Annotated in this window: 19 protein-coding genes (1 of these 19 only partly in view); 14 read left to right on the top strand and 5 right to left on the bottom strand. The window is 29.1% G+C overall.

Features of this window, described 5'->3' with window-relative positions; translation table 11 throughout:
- The first annotated feature begins 202 nt into the window (after positions 1 to 202).
- The 11 genes from CHB63_RS16900 to CHB63_RS16950 all read left to right on the top strand — a co-directional run bounded on the left by CHB63_RS16900 (position 203) and on the right by CHB63_RS16950 (position 12,217).
- Complete coding sequence (locus CHB63_RS16900) at positions 203 to 1,558, top strand: hypothetical protein (RefSeq protein WP_089379664.1); 1,356 nt, start codon at positions 203 to 205, stop codon at positions 1,556 to 1,558.
- Between the two features lie 123 nt (positions 1,559 to 1,681).
- On the top strand, positions 1,682 to 2,122 hold the full coding sequence (locus CHB63_RS16905) for a hypothetical protein (RefSeq protein ID WP_089379665.1): 441 nt from the start codon (positions 1,682 to 1,684) through the stop codon (positions 2,120 to 2,122).
- A gap of 589 nt (positions 2,123 to 2,711) precedes the next feature.
- Positions 2,712 to 4,052, top strand: coding sequence for a hypothetical protein (locus CHB63_RS16910; RefSeq protein WP_089379666.1), 1,341 nt, complete (start codon positions 2,712 to 2,714; stop codon positions 4,050 to 4,052).
- Between the two features lie 748 nt (positions 4,053 to 4,800).
- Complete coding sequence (locus CHB63_RS16915) at positions 4,801 to 5,664, top strand: hypothetical protein (RefSeq protein WP_089379667.1); 864 nt, start codon at positions 4,801 to 4,803, stop codon at positions 5,662 to 5,664.
- Positions 5,665 to 5,728: 64 nt separating this feature from the next.
- The gene (locus tag CHB63_RS16920; RefSeq protein ID WP_089379668.1) at positions 5,729 to 6,187 is read left to right on the top strand and encodes a hypothetical protein; all 459 of its coding nucleotides are present in this window, start codon (positions 5,729 to 5,731) and stop codon (positions 6,185 to 6,187) included.
- Positions 6,188 to 6,593: 406 nt separating this feature from the next.
- Complete coding sequence (locus CHB63_RS16925; RefSeq protein ID WP_089379669.1) at positions 6,594 to 7,562, top strand: hypothetical protein; 969 nt, start codon at positions 6,594 to 6,596, stop codon at positions 7,560 to 7,562.
- Positions 7,563 to 7,659: 97 nt separating this feature from the next.
- The gene (locus CHB63_RS16930) at positions 7,660 to 8,115 is read left to right on the top strand and encodes a hypothetical protein (protein ID WP_089379670.1); all 456 of its coding nucleotides are present in this window, start codon (positions 7,660 to 7,662) and stop codon (positions 8,113 to 8,115) included.
- 3 nt (positions 8,116 to 8,118) lie between these two features.
- Positions 8,119 to 8,841, top strand: coding sequence for a CsgE family curli-type amyloid fiber assembly protein (locus CHB63_RS16935; protein WP_089379671.1), 723 nt, complete (start codon positions 8,119 to 8,121; stop codon positions 8,839 to 8,841).
- A 21-nt stretch (positions 8,842 to 8,862) separates the two neighbouring features.
- Complete coding sequence (locus CHB63_RS16940) at positions 8,863 to 9,273, top strand: curli production assembly/transport component CsgF (RefSeq protein ID WP_089379672.1); 411 nt, start codon at positions 8,863 to 8,865, stop codon at positions 9,271 to 9,273.
- 20 nt (positions 9,274 to 9,293) lie between these two features.
- Positions 9,294 to 10,688, top strand: coding sequence for a CsgG/HfaB family protein (locus CHB63_RS16945; RefSeq protein WP_089379673.1), 1,395 nt, complete (start codon positions 9,294 to 9,296; stop codon positions 10,686 to 10,688).
- A gap of 11 nt (positions 10,689 to 10,699) precedes the next feature.
- Positions 10,700 to 12,217 (top strand): carboxypeptidase regulatory-like domain-containing protein, encoded by a 1,518-nt coding sequence (locus CHB63_RS16950; protein WP_089379674.1) that lies wholly within the window; start codon positions 10,700 to 10,702, stop codon positions 12,215 to 12,217.
- Positions 12,218 to 12,267: 50 nt separating this feature from the next.
- On the opposite strand, the gene CHB63_RS16955 is transcribed toward CHB63_RS16950, so the two are convergent.
- On the bottom strand, positions 12,268 to 13,134 hold the full coding sequence (locus tag CHB63_RS16955; RefSeq protein ID WP_089379675.1) for a hypothetical protein: 867 nt from the start codon (positions 13,132 to 13,134) through the stop codon (positions 12,268 to 12,270).
- A gap of 102 nt (positions 13,135 to 13,236) precedes the next feature.
- On the opposite strand from CHB63_RS16955, the gene CHB63_RS16960 reads away from it, so the two are divergent.
- The 3 genes from CHB63_RS16960 to CHB63_RS16970 all read left to right on the top strand — a co-directional run bounded on the left by CHB63_RS16960 (position 13,237) and on the right by CHB63_RS16970 (position 17,379).
- Positions 13,237 to 14,415 (top strand): AIR synthase related protein, encoded by a 1,179-nt coding sequence (locus tag CHB63_RS16960; protein ID WP_089379676.1) that lies wholly within the window; start codon positions 13,237 to 13,239, stop codon positions 14,413 to 14,415.
- A gap of 122 nt (positions 14,416 to 14,537) precedes the next feature.
- Entirely contained in the window at positions 14,538 to 15,614 is a 1,077-nt protein-coding gene (gene prfA, locus CHB63_RS16965; RefSeq protein ID WP_089379677.1) for a peptide chain release factor 1, read from the top strand.
- Positions 15,615 to 15,744: 130 nt separating this feature from the next.
- Positions 15,745 to 17,379 (top strand): ABC-F family ATP-binding cassette domain-containing protein, encoded by a 1,635-nt coding sequence (locus tag CHB63_RS16970; protein ID WP_089379678.1) that lies wholly within the window; start codon positions 15,745 to 15,747, stop codon positions 17,377 to 17,379.
- Positions 17,380 to 17,453: 74 nt separating this feature from the next.
- Here the strand turns inward: CHB63_RS16970 and rplT are convergent, their stop codons facing one another.
- From rplT to thrS, 4 genes are all read right to left on the bottom strand, one after another.
- Positions 17,454 to 17,798: a 50S ribosomal protein L20 gene (gene rplT / locus CHB63_RS16975; RefSeq protein ID WP_089379679.1), complete on the bottom strand. Its 345-nt coding sequence runs from the start codon at positions 17,796 to 17,798 to the stop codon at positions 17,454 to 17,456.
- Positions 17,799 to 17,893: 95 nt separating this feature from the next.
- Positions 17,894 to 18,091 (bottom strand): 50S ribosomal protein L35, encoded by a 198-nt coding sequence (gene rpmI, locus CHB63_RS16980; RefSeq protein ID WP_089379680.1) that lies wholly within the window; start codon positions 18,089 to 18,091, stop codon positions 17,894 to 17,896.
- A gap of 33 nt (positions 18,092 to 18,124) precedes the next feature.
- Entirely contained in the window at positions 18,125 to 18,640 is a 516-nt protein-coding gene (gene infC, locus CHB63_RS16985) for a translation initiation factor IF-3 (RefSeq protein WP_262494213.1), read from the bottom strand.
- 66 nt (positions 18,641 to 18,706) lie between these two features.
- A protein-coding gene (gene thrS / locus CHB63_RS16990; protein ID WP_089379682.1) for a threonine--tRNA ligase crosses the window boundary here: on the bottom strand, positions 18,707 to 18,959 show its end. Its footprint extends 1,688 nt past the window's final position; 253 of the gene's 1,941 nt are visible here — the last part of the coding sequence; its start codon lies beyond the right edge, outside the window; the stop codon is at positions 18,707 to 18,709.

The raw sequence follows: 18,959 nt of genomic DNA on the forward strand, positions 1-18,959 counted from the left end.
CATTCGTTCGGAAATTATAAATGTTTTGTTTGTAATTTCTGATATATCAAAAAAAATTGTTTAAACCTCACTTTATAAATTTGTAGAACTATTTTAAGAGTATATTTTAATAATATATACTTTTAGAACAAGCTAATCCTATCTATATATTTTATAATAAATTTTATTAATTAATTTTTACTAATCATTTAAAATTTTTATTATGAAAAATTTATTTTTAAGTATAGCATTTTTATTTGCTACAAGTATGTTATTTGCTCAAACAGCATTATTAGATGAAGACTGTGTTGATTGTACTGTGCCTGATGTTCAACAAAGGGATCCAATTTCTCCAATTGATAGAGTGGTATTTCCTGTTGTACATATTAACACGAGTGTTGCTAAATCATGGGGGAATGAGAACAATATAGAAGTTAATCAAAATGGTGCAGGAAATTATTCTTGGGCTCTTCAAGATAATCTTAGCTGGCTGAACAATGCCGAGGTTATACAAAACGGAGTGCAAAACTATTCTTTAGTTAACCAATTGTATTATACATGGCGAAATGACGCTTCTGTACTTCAGGATGGGGATCATAATTATTCTAAAATATCTCAGGATTGGGATGATAACGTAGCAAAAGTAGAGCAACGAGGTGATGAAAACCAAGCTGATATATACCAAGATTGGGCTAGGTTTAATGATGCGGCTATTTTTCAAACAGGAGATTTAAATCAAGCATTTCAATTTCAAGGAGGGGAATATTCAACTCTTGGTTATAACAAAGCTAGAATAACTCAGACTGGAGATAATAATTATGCAAAGCAATATCAAGAAGTAGATCATAATGAAGTTAGTGTTGTTCAAACAGGTGATGATAATAGTTCATTCCAAGAGCAAGATGGTTATCGTAATAAAGCTAATTTTGATCAAACGGGTGATCGTAATTATGTAGGTCAATTTCAAGTGGGAGATGATAATATAGCTACAGTTTATGATTGGGGTCAACAAGGTGATGATAACTATGTGATTCAGGATCAAGACGGTGAATGGAATTGGGCTCGCATTCATCAAGCAGGAGATAGAAATGATTCCTATCAAATACAAAAAGGGAAACGGAACCGTTCTCACGCAGATCAACATGGAAGTGACAATTACATTGATGTATTTCAGGATGGTAATTTGAATGTTGCTTCTGCTACCCAATTAAGTGGGGATAATAATATTTTATTTCAAAAACAAGTTGGTGATCAAAATTCTGCAAATGCACGCCAATATGGAAGTAACAATACCTCTACAGAAGACCAAACTTCTTTAATAGGTTATATAGGTGCAAATTTCAACAATACGTCTAATGTTTATCAAAGTGGTAATGATAATTTTGCATGTGTAGGCCAAACACAATCATTAATTGGTGTAACTAACTTTAGTGATATAGACCAAATTGGTAATGGAAACGCTGCTGGTGTACACCAAAATGCTAGTTTAAATAGTAACTCTAGTATTTTAACTCAAGATGGTAATTTGAATACTGCATGTATTATACAAAATGGGGATACTAGTGTTCTTAACCAATAAACTCCTTAAATTATATTTATATAAGGAAAGATGATTTTTTTTCTTATAAATAATCAAGGGAAAAGTAACAGGGAGGTTTATCCCTCCCTGTTAATAAATGTAAATAATTTTAATTGAAACGCCATGAAAAAATCTCAATTTAAAATAACTGTTTTTATAGTATTATTTCTTTTTACTTTTATAAATGTAATTGCTCAACAAAATAATGAGGATACTTATATTATAAATCAATATTTTCAATTGAATAAAGAGTCTTCTTTGTCTGAAAAAAATGCTAAAACAAATAAACAAGCACAAAGTAATTTTATAAGTTTAAACCAAATAGGTAATAATAATGAAATTGATATTAAGCAAAAAGGGAAAGATTCGCAATCTGTAAACCAGGTTGGGAACAAGAATTATTATAGCTTTATAAATTATTATAATAATACACCTTCAAATTTCAATATAATTCAGCAGGGAAGTTCCAATGGACTTCAAATCTATGGAGAAAACTCAATAATTAAAAACATGAGTGTTGTTCAAAAAACAAATTTTAAAACTTTGATCATTAAAAATTTTTAAATAAAAATTTTTAAACTTTATTTAGTTATTGCAATAGGGTTTGTTTTTTAAATTTAATGAATCTGTTAATTACTCAAATAATACAGTAAAAGAAGTATTAAACCATATTATTTTTAGGAATTCAATAAGGCAACATGAACTCAATTTGTGCTAATCAAACTGGTGGCATCACAGTTGTGAATCAATAATTTATATAAACAAAAAAATGGGAAAGAGCATCTCCCTTTTTTGTTAGATATTATATTAAATATGTATAGTAGTATATTAAATATTAAGTATTTAAAAATTTTATGTAACCAAAATATCTAAGAATAATGAATATAAATTACTGTTTTTGTTTGTGTTACGTTTTGAATATGGAAATGTAATTTGTAAATTAGTATAAGAATTTAAGATAGTTATAGTTTTTTAAATTTGATTTGCGCAAAAATCGAATCCCAGTGTTTTAATCCCTACATTATTTCTTCACCCTCTAAATAAATTTATAGAATTGTTTTAAGCATTTTTAATATGCTTTTGAAACAAGTTCAAGTACCCCTATATATTTATACGAAATTTTATTTAATACATTAATTTAAAAATTTTAATCATGAAAAGAAATTTAATTTTAGGATTTGTGGCATGTTTAATGGCATCGTCATTAATTTATTCACAATCAAACGTGAGTGATGTTAATTCACAAGGGGAAAATAATGCTTCAACAGTAGAACAACGTGGAAACACAAATAATTCTGATATTGATCAAGATGGTTGGTACAATACTGCCAATGTTGATCAAAAGGGACATTTAAATGAAGCAATTGTTGATCAAGTAGGGTCTCATTATAGTACAGCGGAAATTAAGCAAGTTGCCAATAGAAATTATGCACGTCAAACACAACGTAATTTTTATAATATTGGTAGCATAGACCAAGATGGTAAAGCAAATGAAGCAATTCAAAATCAATCAGGTGCAAAATGGTATTCCTGGGGAGGTAATAGTGCAACTATTATTCAAAAAGGAAATTCAAACAGAACTGTTCAAGTACAAAAAGCATCTAGATTTGGAATTACAAAAAATGTTGCTATCGCTGAACAACACGGAAAAACAAATTACACATTACAACATCAATTTGGAAGTGGAAACATGTCTGATGTAGACCAACGAGGTACAAATCATGAAGCTTATGAATATCAAGATGGGTATGTAAACAAATCTACAACATCTCAAAAAGGTGGTGGAGAAGAAGGAGAAGATGGAGGAGATGATATAGTAGTAATGTCAGATGAAGAAGGTGCAGTAACTGAAGCTCACCAAAGTTATGTATATCAAGATGGATGGGGGAACACCCAAACTACTGATCAAAAAGGAAATGGAAATGATGCTTATACAGCTCAATTTGGAATGAAAAATACATCTACTACAGAACAAGTAGGGCATAATGTTTTAAGTTATACGTTACAAGTTGGAGCCGGAAATACTGCATTTACAAAGCAAGCTGGTAATGCTAGTTTTAGTACAACTTCACAGTTTGGAAAAGACAATAGTTCTTCAACTACTCAAGATAGTAAAACAAACGAAAGTTATGTTTTACAAATAGGAGATGATAATGGGCAAACTACCTTCCAAACAGGTAATTCTAATGTTTCTTGGGAATCACAATTTGGAGATGGAAATATTGCTAATACAGAACAACACGGTCATGCTGGTTTGAGCATTACTTTGCAATGTGGAGACGATAATGAAGCTAATACCGAGCAACATGGTAAATCTAACTATAGTTTCACAATGCAAAAAGGATCGGATAATTATTCATTTGTTACTCAAAAAGGAATGGAAAATACCAGTAATGTTTACATGAATGGATCAGGAATAACTTCAACCGTAAGCCAACACGGAGGTGGAGGAAATGGAAGTGGAAACTGTGGAAATGGTGGTGGAGATCATTAAAATGAGTATTCAATTGTATTTAAAATTAACAATTAGAGTGAATTTAGATTAGTTATTCAAATGGAATATTTAATTTAAATAATAAATTCAAAAGGGAGTTTTAAAAGACTTCCTTTTGTTTTATCAAATTTCATAAAAAAAGAAACCTTAATTAATAAAAGTAATAAAGTTCATTAAAACATCTTAACACAATTATGTTTAAAATAAGAAGGTGATTGATGTTTGAAAGTTAAGGAATTTAACAAAATTAAATTAAAACCTTATAAAGGTACTTGTAGAGGATAAATACTATTACAATGTAAATGAATAATATATAACAAATGTGGGAATTGTTGTTTTACTAAAAAAAAGAAAAAGGATAAATTAAAAAAATAAAGGAAAAATATCATAAATAAAAATTAATTTTTCAATTAGCAGCTTTCGGTTTTATAAACTAAGTAATTTGTTTTATGTAACAAATATATCAGAGTGGAATCATTCTAAATTACATAAATTATGAGTTTTAAAATTTGAAATATGAAGAATTGTACTTAAATTTATATTATAGTTTTACTTCAGTAGATTTCCTCAAATCTATTTGATGGTTATACCCCACAGTATAAGCCTCAAAAAAAATGTTTTTAACTTAAATTATAAATTTAAAGAACATTTTAAGATTTGAATTTGGATGAGATGTCTCCTTAAAATTGTTCATCACCTTGTAATTTTATAATAAAGTTGTTTAATTGTTAATTTAAAAATTTTTATTATGAAAAAATTATTATTAAGTGTAGCCTTATTATTTGCTACAAGTATGTTATTTGCTCAAGTTCAAGTTCAAGAGCGACAACAAGAACAAAGACGAGGACCTTGTTTTGATTGTGGAATTGTACAAATACAAGTTCCAGTAATTTTTAGAATGGGAAATGTAAGTGATATAGACCAAATGGGAGTTCATAATGTGGGTGACGTTGACCAAACTGGAAATATGAATTATTCAAAAGTTCTTCAAGAAGGAAATTGGAACTATGCACGTGTAAATCAATCTGGTTATGGAAACACAGTAAAAGTTGAACAAGATGGAGACCGTAACTGGGATGTTATAAATCAATCTGGTTCCTGGAACTTTGCTTACCAGGACATAGGAGTTGGTTGGGCAGAAGACAATGTTGCTACTATTAATCAATATGGTCAAAATCATAAAGCTTTTCAAAAAGTTCGTTATGATGGTAATAATGCTACTATAAACCAATATAATGGTTTTATGGGTTATGGAGGAAACTATGCTGAACAAGATCAAAGTAGTTTTAATCATGGATTTGGTAGTGATGCAATTATTACTCAAACAGGAAGACAAAATGCTGCAAAACAAGTTCAAAGAGGAAGTTTGAATGAAGCTACAGCAACACAATGGGGTAGATGGAATACTTCAGTTGAAGAACAAAGTAACCCACAATTCAGTTGGGCGAAAAATATATCTACAGTTTATCAAATGGGTGATTTTAATCTTTCTTGTGTAGATCAAAACACAAATGGAACAGCTAGTAATTTTAGTACTGTAGACCAAATAGGAAGTTTTAACTATGCAACTGTTCATCAAACAGGTGGAATGATGTATCCAATGCCATTTTAAAAATTATTTTAACTTTAAAAGGGGGATTTAATCCCCCCTTTTCTCCCCTTAAATTTAGTATATCATGAAAAAGACATTTAAAATATTTCTCGTTTTTACACTACTAGTTAGTGTTATTTCTTATACGAGCAATGCTCAACAAACAGATGAAAATACCTATATAATTAATCAATATTTTCAAAAGATTAATACAGATAATGGTAAAATTGCAAAAGGCGATTTATTTAACCAACAGAATATTAATAGCAAATCAAATTATAATTCTGAAGTTGCCATTTTACAAACAGGTAATTACAATAGTGTAAATGTAAAAGCAAACCCAAAGAAATTAGATATAAGCCAAATTGGTAATTCTAATAATTATGAGTTTATAACGTATTATAATTCCAACAAATTAAATTTTGAAGCACAGCAAATTGGAAATAACAACCAACTACAGGTTTTTGGGCAGAATTCTATTATTAATAATATGAAAATAGTACAATTCTCAAACAACAAAACTATTACTATAACCAACTTTTAGCAATTTGTTTTAAAAGCTTTATTCCACATTATTTGGATAATTGACCCATAATTTTATTAAAAAATTATGGTTTTTTTTTATTAAAACAACGCGCTATGTAACTTATGTTACAAAATATGTATTTTATTTAAGAAAGTTTGCATTCTGCATATTTTCAAATGTATTCCTTTCATAGTTAAATATATAATTCTAATTTAGACCTGTTTAAATAAAGATAAAGTACTTAGTATTTATTTACCCACAGTTTAAACCCCCCCAAAAAAAATTGTTTTAATCCCAACGTATTAAATTTATAGAATTATAATTGACCTGCATTTTTGTTTTGTTGGCTAATTGTAAATACTTACCCTTATAAATTTAAAAAATTTAGAATTTAATTTTATTACTAACTTTAAAATTTTTTATTATGAAAAAAGTAGTTTTAGGTATAGCTATGCTATGCGCAACAAGTATGTTATTTGCACAAAATCATTACTATGGACACAATCCTATGCCAGATGTTGTGAATGAAAATCCAGCTCCAGATAGCGCACCTTGTGATGACTGTAGAGTTGATCAAGTAACACGTTTAGTGTTCTGGAGTGACAGTAGAAATGTTTCTGATGTCCATCAAACGGGTAATATGAATGATGCAAATGTTTTGCAATCTGGGACTGGTAATTATTCTCAAGTTGAACAAGACGGAAGTAATGGATTTTTTGGAGGTTATAACAATATTGCGGATATATATCAATCAGGTAGTTCTAATACATCTTTTGTGAAACAATTAGGAGATAATAATGCTGGAGTGGTAATTCAAATGGGGGCTGGAAATTATGCAGATCAAATTGTTGGTGTTGGCTTTGCTGAAAACAATGATGCTTATGTTTATCAAAAAGGTAGAGGAAATGCTTCTCATCAAGAGCAATATTACGATAATAACGAAGCAAGAGTTTCTCAAACAGGTAGAAGAGGTTATAATAATGCCATTCAAGCTCAAAATTCTGGAGCTGATGGTGCTGACGGGAGTTTTGCGAGTATAGATCAAAATGGGTTTAGAAATAATGCAAATCAAACACAAATAGGTAGTCTTAATTATGCCGTAACTGAACAAGATGGTAGAGGGAATAAATCTTCTGAAACTCAAAACGCTGGTTCATATGCACCAGGATTATTTGCAAGTACAAATATATCTTATGTGTCCCAAATGGGCAGAGGAAATAGTAACTGTTTAACACAAACTGAAGGTGGAACAGGTTGGAATTATAACTGGGTTTCTCAAAGTGGAGGTTTTAATAAAGCAACTGTTAATCAAAGTGCTGTTACTACCGGTAATTATAGTTTTATTGACCAAATGGGAAGAGGTAATAATGCATGTATTGAGCAAGTGAATTAATGAATATCCAAAATGATAAAATATTCCAATTATTACAACTAAAAATAATCAATAAAAAGAGGGTGAAAACCCTCTTTTTTTCTTAAATTTGAGTAAGATGAAAAAGTGTAACTACATAATAATTATTGCCTTAGTGTTGGTAAGCCTAATTTCTTATAAAGGGGTTGCCCAACAAAATGAGGATGATACTACGTATATTATTAATCAATATTTTCAATTAAATAAAGAAGCTTCTTTAAAGTTAGAAAATAAATTGCCAACTACAACTAATAGAGCTATTTCACCAAACAATTTTGTTAATTTACAGCAAGTAGGGAATAGCAATGTAATTGATATTAAACAAAATGGTAATAATACTGAAGTTGTAAATCAATTAGGAAATAAAAATTATTATAGTTTTATTAATTATTATAATAATTCTCCTTTAAATTTAAATATTCTTCAAAAAGGAAACTCTAATAATCTTCAAATTTATGGACAAAACTCATTAATAGAAAATATGAGTATTGTTCAAAAATCTAATTCTAAAACTATTATAATTAAAAATTATTAGCCAATGAAACAATTTTATTTCAATATTGTTTTAAGTTGTTTGCTTTTAGGTTTTAGTACTGTTTATTCGCAATTAAATGAATCTGTTATTGGAAAAATAAATATACAAGAATCTGATAATTTAATTTTAATTAATGCCCATGTAGATAATGAAGAGCCAATTTTTAAAAATAATTTATATTTTAATATACTTGCCTTAAAAAAGACTGCTTCTGGTAATTATTCCAGCAACAGACAAGAAGGAGAATTCTCTCTAGAACCTGATGAAAGTAAAAACCTTTCCGAGATTAGACTTAACCTGGAAAAGGGTGAAGATTTACGCATTTATTTATTTATTAAACAAAATGATGTATTAATCTCAAAAGATTCTTTAGTAATAATACCACAAATAGAAAAGGAGCAAGAAGTTGTAAAAGAAGTTGACTTTGAGTTAAAAGGTATTGTAATTGATGAAGTAATTACAAAAGTGGGAAAAGATTTTCACGATTATTTTTACCAGGCCTATAGTACTTCCGGTAATCAATATCCTTTTATTATAACAATTAAAGAAAAACCATACTTTGGCAGAAGTAGTATAATTACCATTGAGGCCGAGGACAGAGTATTATTAGAGTTTATGTCTAAACCAGATGAAGATTACTTAAAATCGGCTGTAAATAGCTCATTACAAAATATATATCAATACTCAAAACAAAGAAAAATGTTATTTAAAAATAGCAGAATTTAAAAAAAAATCATATCTTTAAGTATGAAAAAGCTTAAAATAATTTCTACAATAATACTTATAAGTATTCCTTGTTTTCTTTATTCGCAAAACATTGTATACAAGCCAATTAATCCATTTTTTGGGGGAGACACATTTAATTATCAACAGTTATTAGCTTCGGCAAATGCTCAAAATACTTTTGAAGAAGATTCAGGATTCAGTTTTGATCAAGGGTCCGATTTAGATAATTTTACAGAAACTTTAAATAGGCAGTTATTAAACTCTTTATCGCAAGATTTGTTTCAACAGGAATTTGGTGATACTTCATTAACAGTAGGTACGTATGTTTTTGGTTCTTTAGTTGTTGAAATTACTCCATCAAGTGGCGGTTTATCTGTTAATATATTAGATACTACTACAGGAGAGCAAACACAAATAATAATACCAAATTAATTTCTACAAATTCTTTTCCCATGAGAAAGTACTTCAAATTTATAATTTGTTCGTTTTTAGTCGTATTAACAAGTTGCGGAACCTTTTTTAATCAACCATTTAAAACAAGTAAAGCCAGAATAGGTGAAAATACTACAAAAAAAAGTTTTTTAGATACAATATTGCCCTTAACTGAAACCATTGTGGGTGTTTATAAATTTAGAGACCAAACTGGACAATATAAAATGGTGGAAAATGGTTCTACTTTTAGCACAGCTGTAACCCAAGGAGGAACTTCCATGTTATTAAAATCCTTAGAAGAATCTAAATGGTTTAAGCCTATTGAACGAGAAAATATTGGAAATTTATTAAATGAACGCCAAATAATAAGATCCACTAGGCAAGAATATGCAAAAGATGCGAACCAAGATCAAACAACATCAATTCCACCTTTATTATTTGCGGGTATTATTTTAGAAGGTGGTGTAGTTTCTTACGATTCAAATATAATAACTGGTGGCTCAGGAGCACGATATTTTGGTGTAGGAGGATCAACTGAATATAGGCAAGATAGAATTACTATATATTTAAGAGCAGTTTCCACTTCTAGTGGTAGAATACTTAAAAATGTATACGTTTCTAAAACAATTTTATCTCAAGGGATTTCAGCAAACTTATTTAGATATGTTGATGTAAAAAGATTATTAGAAGTTGAAACGGGTGTTACCAAAAATGAACCTACTCAATTAGCAGTTAAAGAAGCCATAGATAAGGCAGTTGAATTATTAATAATTGAAGGAATAATTGATGGTTTATGGGCTCCTGCAGGCGGTGAACCTATTGTAAATTTGGTAAAAGAAAAATTTGAAAATGAAAAGGAAGATGCTGGAACAACAGCTCTTTATGATAGAAAATTAGAAGATAAACGAGGAACTTTTGCTTTTAATATGGAAGGAGCTTCTACTGTAGTTTCTGATGATTACCCTAATTCTGAAAAAAAATTAGGAGGTAATGTTTCTATGAAATTCTATTTTAAAAAACCAGGGCTTAATTTAAATATTGGGGCTGGATATTTTCAGCTTGAAAATAAAGAAGCATTTAAAAATAAATTTTTGTCAGCCGATTTAAATTTAGGGTATGATTTACTACCATATGATAAATTATCACCATTTGTGTATGCAGGAGTTGGTGCAGTTGTTTCAGATAAAGAATTAAAAGATAATTATTTTAAGTTTCAATATGGTGGTGGGATTGAATATTTACCAGTCAAAAATATAGGAATTAAAGTTTTTGCAGAACAAAACCTGATGTTTACTGATAAAATTGAAGGGTTAGTTGCAGGAAAATGGAATGATTATTATTTGAGATTTGGTTTAGGATTAAATTTCTATTTGGGGCAACCATATAAGAGTGTTAAACAAGTAATGTTTGAATAAAAAATTAAGATATGAAAAAAGCAATTAATTTAATACTGATACTTGCACTAACTTTTTTTATTAATTGTAGTGAAGACACTGCAATTTTTGTAGGCAAAGGAACAATTACAGGAAGGGTTGTTGAGGCAATTAGTTTTAATCCAATTGAAAATGCAAAAATCACCTTAAGTCCAACAAGTAATACTGTTTTTACAGATGTAGACGGATATTTTTTAATAGAAAACGTTGAAGAAGGGGATTACTCTGTAAATGCAGCCAAAGAAGATTATTTAACATCTTTTGAAGCAGCAACTGTAACTAAAGATTTAGAAGTAAATGTTATTTTTGAATTGCAAGATGATAATTCATTAAACAAACCACCTTCTACACCAATTTTAATTTTACCAGTGGATGGAACTGAAAATACAGAACTTTCAGTCGAATTAACTTGGGAATCTGTGGATCCGGAAGTTGATTCATTATTTTTTAGATTAGAGGTTAAAAATGATGTTAATAATACTATCATTAAAGTGGATAGTATTATGGAAATGTCTTATGTGCTATCAGATTTAAAATACGGTGTAAAATATTTTTGGCAAATTGCTGCAAGTGACGAAATAAATGACGATGTATTAAGTGCCGTAAATACATTTAAAACGAAGTCTAATCCTGACAATAGATATTTATATGTAAAAAAAGGATCAAACAATAATAATATTATTTATTCTTCAAGTTTTAATTCTACAGATGCAGTTGGAGAAAATGAAGTTCAATTAACAACAGAAGACTTAAATTGTTGGAGACCTAGAAAAAACCAAGCAGCAAACTTAATTGCTTTTTTAAGAACATATAACAATGAAACTCATTTATTTACTATGAATCAGGATGGTTCAGATGTAAAACAGGTTACATCTGATGTTTCGGTTACAGGGTATAATTATAATGAAATTGATTATTCATGGTCTTCTAACGGTGATAGATTTATTTACCCTCACTATGATAGATTATATTTAATTAATAAAGATGGAAGTGGGCTTAATGAAATATATAAAACTCTGGATGGTAGCTATATTACAGAATGTGACTGGAGTAGTGATGAAAGTATGATTGCTCTAAAAACAAATGACGTAACGGGTTATAATGCTTCAATTTTTACAATTAACATGTCAGGAACAATTTTAAAAACAATATTATCTAATGTTAATGGAGCAGCAGGAGGGCTTAATATTTCGGTAGATAATAAATTATTGTTGTATTCTCATGATATTTCTGAATTTGAAAGTCCAAATAATAGACAATTAGATACCCATATTTTTATAACTAGTTTAATTACTAATACAACTACCGATTTGTCTTCGGATAAAGTATCTGGAACCATTGATATTGATCCTAGATTTTCACCAAATGAGGCGCAAGTTATATTTGTAAATACATCAAATGATGGAATTTCTACAAAATCAATTTATAGAATGAATAGTGAAACCGCCTCAGATGCACAGTTAGAAAGAACAGAATTATTCGTTGATGCATTTATGCCAGATTGGGAATAAATAAATCATTTTGTCATTATTAATAGAGTAGTAGAGTTTATATTTAAATTTTACTGCTCTAATTTCTTTTTAGGAATATCTCTCAAAAAATAATTGTAAGAAAGTGTTAGAAATAATACAAAAATGGCGGCTATAATACCTATAATAACATCGTAATATGGTTTTATTGAAAGTGATATTCTAATAAAAATTGTTGCAACAACATAGGCAGAATACCTAAAAATCTTATAATAATTTAAAGTATATCGCAATGCAATAAGTACAATAATAATATCACTAAAAATTAGAATTGTATAAAAAGTGTGAAAAGAATGAAGGTAGTTTCCTGAATTAAACAATTCTTTTAAATCATAAATACCAATTATAAAAAATGATATTAATAAAAATAAAGCTAATAATTTTTTAGATTGAATAAAATTCCTGTTGTCATCTTCAATATTTGTAATAGGAGTATGTAATTGCAATTTGTAAGTGAATCCTAAAATTACAAATATGATTAAGGCTCCAAAAGCATAAAATAGCATATTAATTACGGAAGTACTCATTGAGTCCCATGAAAAGTCTGAAATATGGCTAAATTCCTTAAAAGCGGCTCTAATAAAAATTAAAGACAGTAATTCTAATTGTTTACCCACAGAATTTGATACCGATTTTGGCAAAACAAAAATTAGGCTCAACAATTCAAGAATTAATAAAAGTGTAAAAGAAATTTCAATTGCAAAAAAAGGGTTGGCAAAATACTCATCCCATTTTCCTAGAGAAATTAAATTGCTTCTATCCAGATAACTAATAATTATGGAAACAATAAAAATAGAAACTAAAAATATGCTTGAAATTTTATTTGCTTTAGGATTTGTCCACCCAGATTTTAGTTTGTTAAATATTTTTTCTGAAAAATTTAATATGATTTTCTCCATTTGAAAATAAATTACTCCGAAATATAGTGTAAAATATTAAATTTTATAGGATTGAATTTTAAAAACCTTATTTTTGCAAAAATTAATCATTCAAATAAATCTATGAGTTCTGAAATTAGTAAAAGGTACAGTATGCGTGGAGTTTCAGCTTCAAAAGAAGATGTTCATAATGCAATTAAAAATGTAGATAAAGGACTTTTTCCAAAAGCATTTTGTAAAATAGTGCCAGATTATTTAACAGGAGATGATGACTACTGTTTAGTAATGCACGCAGATGGAGCAGGAACAAAATCGTCTTTAGCTTATATGTATTGGAAAGAAACCGGAGATATTTCTGTTTGGAAAGGGATTGCTCAGGATGCTTTAATAATGAATATAGATGATTTATTATGCATTGGGGCAACTGATAATATTATGTTATCATCAACAATTGGAAGAAATAAAAATGTAATTCCAGGTGAAGTTATTTCAGCAATTATTAATGGTTCTGAAGAATTGTTAAAAGATTTAAAAGATTTTGGAGTTGAAATTCATTCAACAGGTGGCGAAACTGCTGATGTTGGAGATTTAGTTAGAACTATTATTGTTGATTCAACGGTTACCGCTCGCATGAAACGTTCAGATGTGATTAACAATGCAAATATAAAACCAGGTGATGTTATTGTTGGTTTAGAATCTTTTGGACAAGCAACATATGAGAAAGAGTATAATGGAGGAATGGGGTCTAATGGATTAACTTCAGCCCGTCATGATGTTTTTCATAAATATTTAGCCAAGAAATATCCTGAAAGTTTTGATGCAGCTGTACCTGAGGAATTGGTGTATTCAGGAAATATTAAATTAACAGATAAAGTGGAGAATTCTCCAATAGATGCTGGAAAATTAGTGCTTTCTCCAACTAGAACGTATGCTCCAATAATTAAGAAAATTCTGTCAAAATATACGCCAAATGAAATTCATGGAATGGTGCATTGTAGTGGCGGGGCACAAACAAAAATACTTCATTTTATAGATAATTTACATATTGTTAAGGATAATATGTTCGATATTCCACCTTTATTTAAACTGATTCAAGACCAAAGTAATACAGATTGGAAAGAAATGTATCAAGTTTTTAATTGTGGTCATAGAATGGAAATTTATGTTCCTCAGGAAATTGCTTTAGATATTATAGAAATTTCAAAAAGTTTTAATGTTGATGCCAAAATTATTGGAAAAGTAGAAGCTTCGGAAACAAAAAAATTGACAATTAAAAGTGAGTTTGGTATTTTTGAATATTAAGTTAGATAAAGATTTTGGTTCATTAAAATATAGAATTGAATGCGTTTATTTAAGTAAGCATAGGTTAATATAAAATATATTGTCAAGAAAATATTGTAAATTTGCAATCCAATAAATAGTAAATGTTAGATAAATTAAGAATAGTAAAACAACGTTTCGATGAGGTTTCTGATTTAATAATCCAACCGGATATTATGACGGACCAAAAGCGCTATATACAAATTAATAAAGAGTATAAAGATTTAAGTGCTGTAATGAAAATTGGTGATGAATATAAAGAGTTAATAAAAAATATTGAGGAAGCTAAAGAAATTATCTCTGATGGATCAGATCCTGAAATGACCGAAATGGCAAAAATGGAGTTGGAAGAAGCTAGTGCTCGTTTACCAAAATTGGAAGACGATATTAAGTTTATGTTAATTCCAAAAGATCCTGATGATGCCAAAAATGTAATTGTTGAAATTAGAGCTGGAACGGGTGGAGATGAAGCAAGTATTTTTGCTGGAGATTTATATAGAATGTATACAAAATATTGCTCAGATAAAGGCTGGAAAACGGAAATAGAAGATATTAGTGAAGGAACTTCTGGAGGTTTTAAAGAAATTATTTTTAGTGTTAGTGGAGAAGATGTTTATGGAGATATGAAATTTGAGTCTGGAGTTCATCGTGTTCAACGTGTTCCTCAAACTGAAACTCAAGGTCGTGTGCACACTTCTGCGGCAACTGTAATGGTTTTACCGGAAGCCGAGGAGTTTGATGTTGAATTAAAACCAAGTGATATTCGCGTTGATTATTTTTGTTCTTCAGGTCCTGGAGGTCAATCTGTAAATACAACCTATTCTGCAGTTCGTTTAACGCACGTACCATCTGGATTGGTGGCACAATGTCAAGATCAAAAATCTCAGCATAAGAACAAAGAAAAAGCGATGAAGGTTTTACGTTCTCGTTTATATGAACAAGAATTAGAGAAAAAGTTAGCTGCTGATTCTGCCAAAAGAAATTCTTTAGTAGCTAGTGGAGACCGTTCTGCAAAAATTAGAACATACAATTATCCTCAAGGTCGTGTTACTGAGCATAGAATTGGATTAACATTATATGATTTATCAAATGTAATTAATGGAGATATTCATAAAATTGTTGAAGAATTAAAACTAGCTGAAAATACAGAGAAATTGAAAGAACTTGGAGAAGTTTTTTAATTAGATAATTCATAAAATTATAAAAAGCAAGAATATATTATTCTTGCTTTTTTGTTTTTATAGAGTTTATTTTTTAAATAAAAAATCAATGTATATTTGCCACTTTCAAAAATCAAATTAAAATATAAAAATGATTACAGTTAACGATATTTCAGTGCAATTTGGTGGTACAAACTTATTTAGTAATGTTTCATTTTCAATAAATGAAAATGATAAAATAGCTTTAATGGGTAAAAATGGAGCCGGAAAATCCACATTATTAAAAATTATTGCTGGAGTTAGTAAGCCATCTTTAGGAAACGTTTCTGCACCAAAAGATGCAGTTATTGCTTATTTACCACAACACTTGTTAGCGAAAGATAATGCAACTGTAATTGAGGAAGCTTCGAAAGCTTTTTCTGAAATTTTTAAAATGAAAGATGAAATTGAAGAAATTAATGAAGCCCTTACCATCCGTACAGATTATGAGAGTAATGAATATATGAAGTTGATTGAGCGAGTTTCTGAGTTAAGTGAAAAATTTTATTCAATTGAAGAAATAAACTATGAATCTGAAGTTGAAAAAGTACTAAAAGGTTTAGGTTTTGAACGAGAAGATTTTAATAGACCAACATCAGAATTCTCCGGAGGATGGAGAATGCGAATTGAATTGGCAAAAATATTATTACAAAAGCCCGACTTAATTCTTTTAGATGAGCCAACAAATCATATAGATATTGAAAGTGTACAATGGTTAGAAGATTTTTTAATTAATTCAGCAAAAGCTGTAATTGTTATTTCGCATGATAGAGCATTTGTAGATAATATTACAAGTAGAACTATTGAAGTTACTATGGGTAGAATTTATGATTATAAAGCTAATTATTCTCAATATTTAGAGTTAAGAAAAGATCGTAGAGTACATCAACAAAAAGCATATGATGAACAACAAAAAATGATTTCCGAAAATATGGATTTTATTGAACGATTTAAGGGTACCTATTCTAAAACCAATCAAGTGCAATCTCGTGTCAGAATGTTGGAAAAGCTACAAAAGGTTGAAGTTGATGAAGTAGATACCTCGGCTTTAAGATTAAAGTTTCCAGCATCACCAAGAAGTGGACAATATCCAATTGTTGTTAATGAATTATCAAAAAAATATAATGAACATGTTGTATTTAATAATGCCAACTTAGTTATAGAACGAGGACAAAAAGTTGCATTTGTTGGTAAAAACGGAGAAGGGAAATCAACTATGATAAAGGCTATCATGGGTGAAATTGATTTTGATGGAAAACTAGAAGTAGGTCACAATGTAAAAATTGGATATTTTGCACAAAATCAAGCATCATTATTAGATGAAGAACTAACTGTTTTTGAAACTATTGATCAAATTGCAGTTGGAGACATTAGAACCAAAATTAAGGATATGCTGGGGGCTTTTATGTTTGGAGGTGATAATAGTACAAAAAAAGTAAAAGTGCTTTCAGGTGGTGAAAAAACGCGTTTAGCAATGATTAAATTATTGTTGGAACCAGTAAATGTTTTAATATTAGATGAGCCAACAAATCATTTAGATATGAGAACTAAAGATATAATTAAAGATGCTTTGAAAGATTTCGACGGAACTTTAATTCTAGTTTCACACGATAGAGATTTCTTAGATGGTTTGGCTGAAAAAGTATTTGAATTTGGACACAAACGTGTGAAAGAACATTTTGAAGATGTAAAAGGATTTCTAGAAATTAAGAAAATGGAATCTTTAAGTGAAATAGAAAAAAAGTAAACATAAAAACATTAAACATAAAAAAACCCAATCTTTTGATTGGGTTTTTTTTATATAAGCAAGAAATTAAAAATCTATTTTACTGAATCTACAACTGCCTTAAAAGCTTCTGGGTTGTTCATCGCTAAATCTGCAAGAACCTTACGATTCAATTCAATATTATTAGCTTTTACTTTTCCCATAAACTGTGAGTAAGACATTCCATACTGACGAGCTCCAGCGTTAATACGTTGAATCCATAATGCACGGAAAGTTCTCTTTTTGTTTTTACGGTCTCTATAAGAATATAACATTCCTTTTTCAACCGCATTTTTTGCTACTGTATAAACGTTTTTTCTACGTCCAAAGTAACCTTTTGCTTGCTTCAATATCTTTTTTCTTCTAGCTCTTGAAGCAACTGAATTTACTGATCTTGGCATAATTTCAATTTGTTTTTTGTAGTAGGCGATAAAAATTAATTTATTCTTGTATTTGCACTACTCCAAGGTTAATATTTAAATTCCCTGTAACTTTATTATTTTAAAGTTAACTGTTGTAAAATGTTAGCTGTATCCGATTTATGTACTAAACCATCATGAGTTAACTTTAATTTACGTTTCTTACTTTTTTTAGTCAAAATGTGACTTTTAAAAGCGTGCTTTCTTTTTATTTTTCCAGAACCAGTAAGCTTAAAACGCTTCTTAGCACTAGATTTTGTTTTCATTTTAGGCATCTTTCTTCTACTTTTTTATCTTGCTTATTCTTTTTATTTCTTTTTAGGAGCCAAATACATAATCATTCGTTTACCTTCTAATTTAGGCATTTGCTCTACTTTTCCGTATTCTTCAAGTTCTGTGGCTAATCTTAATAATAAGATATGACCCTGATCTTTATAAATAATTGATCTTCCTTTAAAAAATACAAATGCTTTTAATTTGGCACCATCTTGTAAAAACTTAATGGCATGTTTCTTTTTAAATTCGAAATCATGTTCATCTGTTTGTGGACCAAATCTTATTTCTTTTACAATAACTTTAGTAGCTTTTGATTTTTGAGCTTTCTCTCGCTTTTTTTGCTCATAAAGAAATTTCTTATAATCAATAATTTTACATACAGGAGGCACTGCTTTGGGTGAAATTTCAACCAAATCAAGTTCTTGTTCTCTTGCAAGTTCTTTTGCTTTTGAAATTGGATAAACACCAATTTCAACATTATCGCCCACTAAACGTACCTCATCAACATACGTGATTTTCTCATTAATCCTATGTTGATCTTCCTTAATTACTCTCCAAGGCTTTCTTCCCCCTGATCGTCTCTTGATTGCTATAGCTGTAAAATTTAAATTAAACTAAAATTGTTCTAATGTACTATTAATCTCTTTTTTTATAAATGAAATAAATTCATTTGTTGTCAATGTTCCTATATCTCCTTCTCCTTGTTTTCTTACAGAAACCGTACCATTCTCTTCTTCTTGTTCACCAACAATAATCATAAATGGTATTTTGTTTAACTCCGCATCTCTAATCTTTCTTCCAGTCTTCTCATTTCTATCATCTACAAGGGCGCGAATTTCGGAATTTTCTAGCAAATTTAAAACTTTT

The sequence above is a fragment of the Lutibacter flavus genome (assembly GCF_900188355.1).
GTDB lineage: Bacteria > Bacteroidota > Bacteroidia > Flavobacteriales > Flavobacteriaceae > Lutibacter > Lutibacter flavus.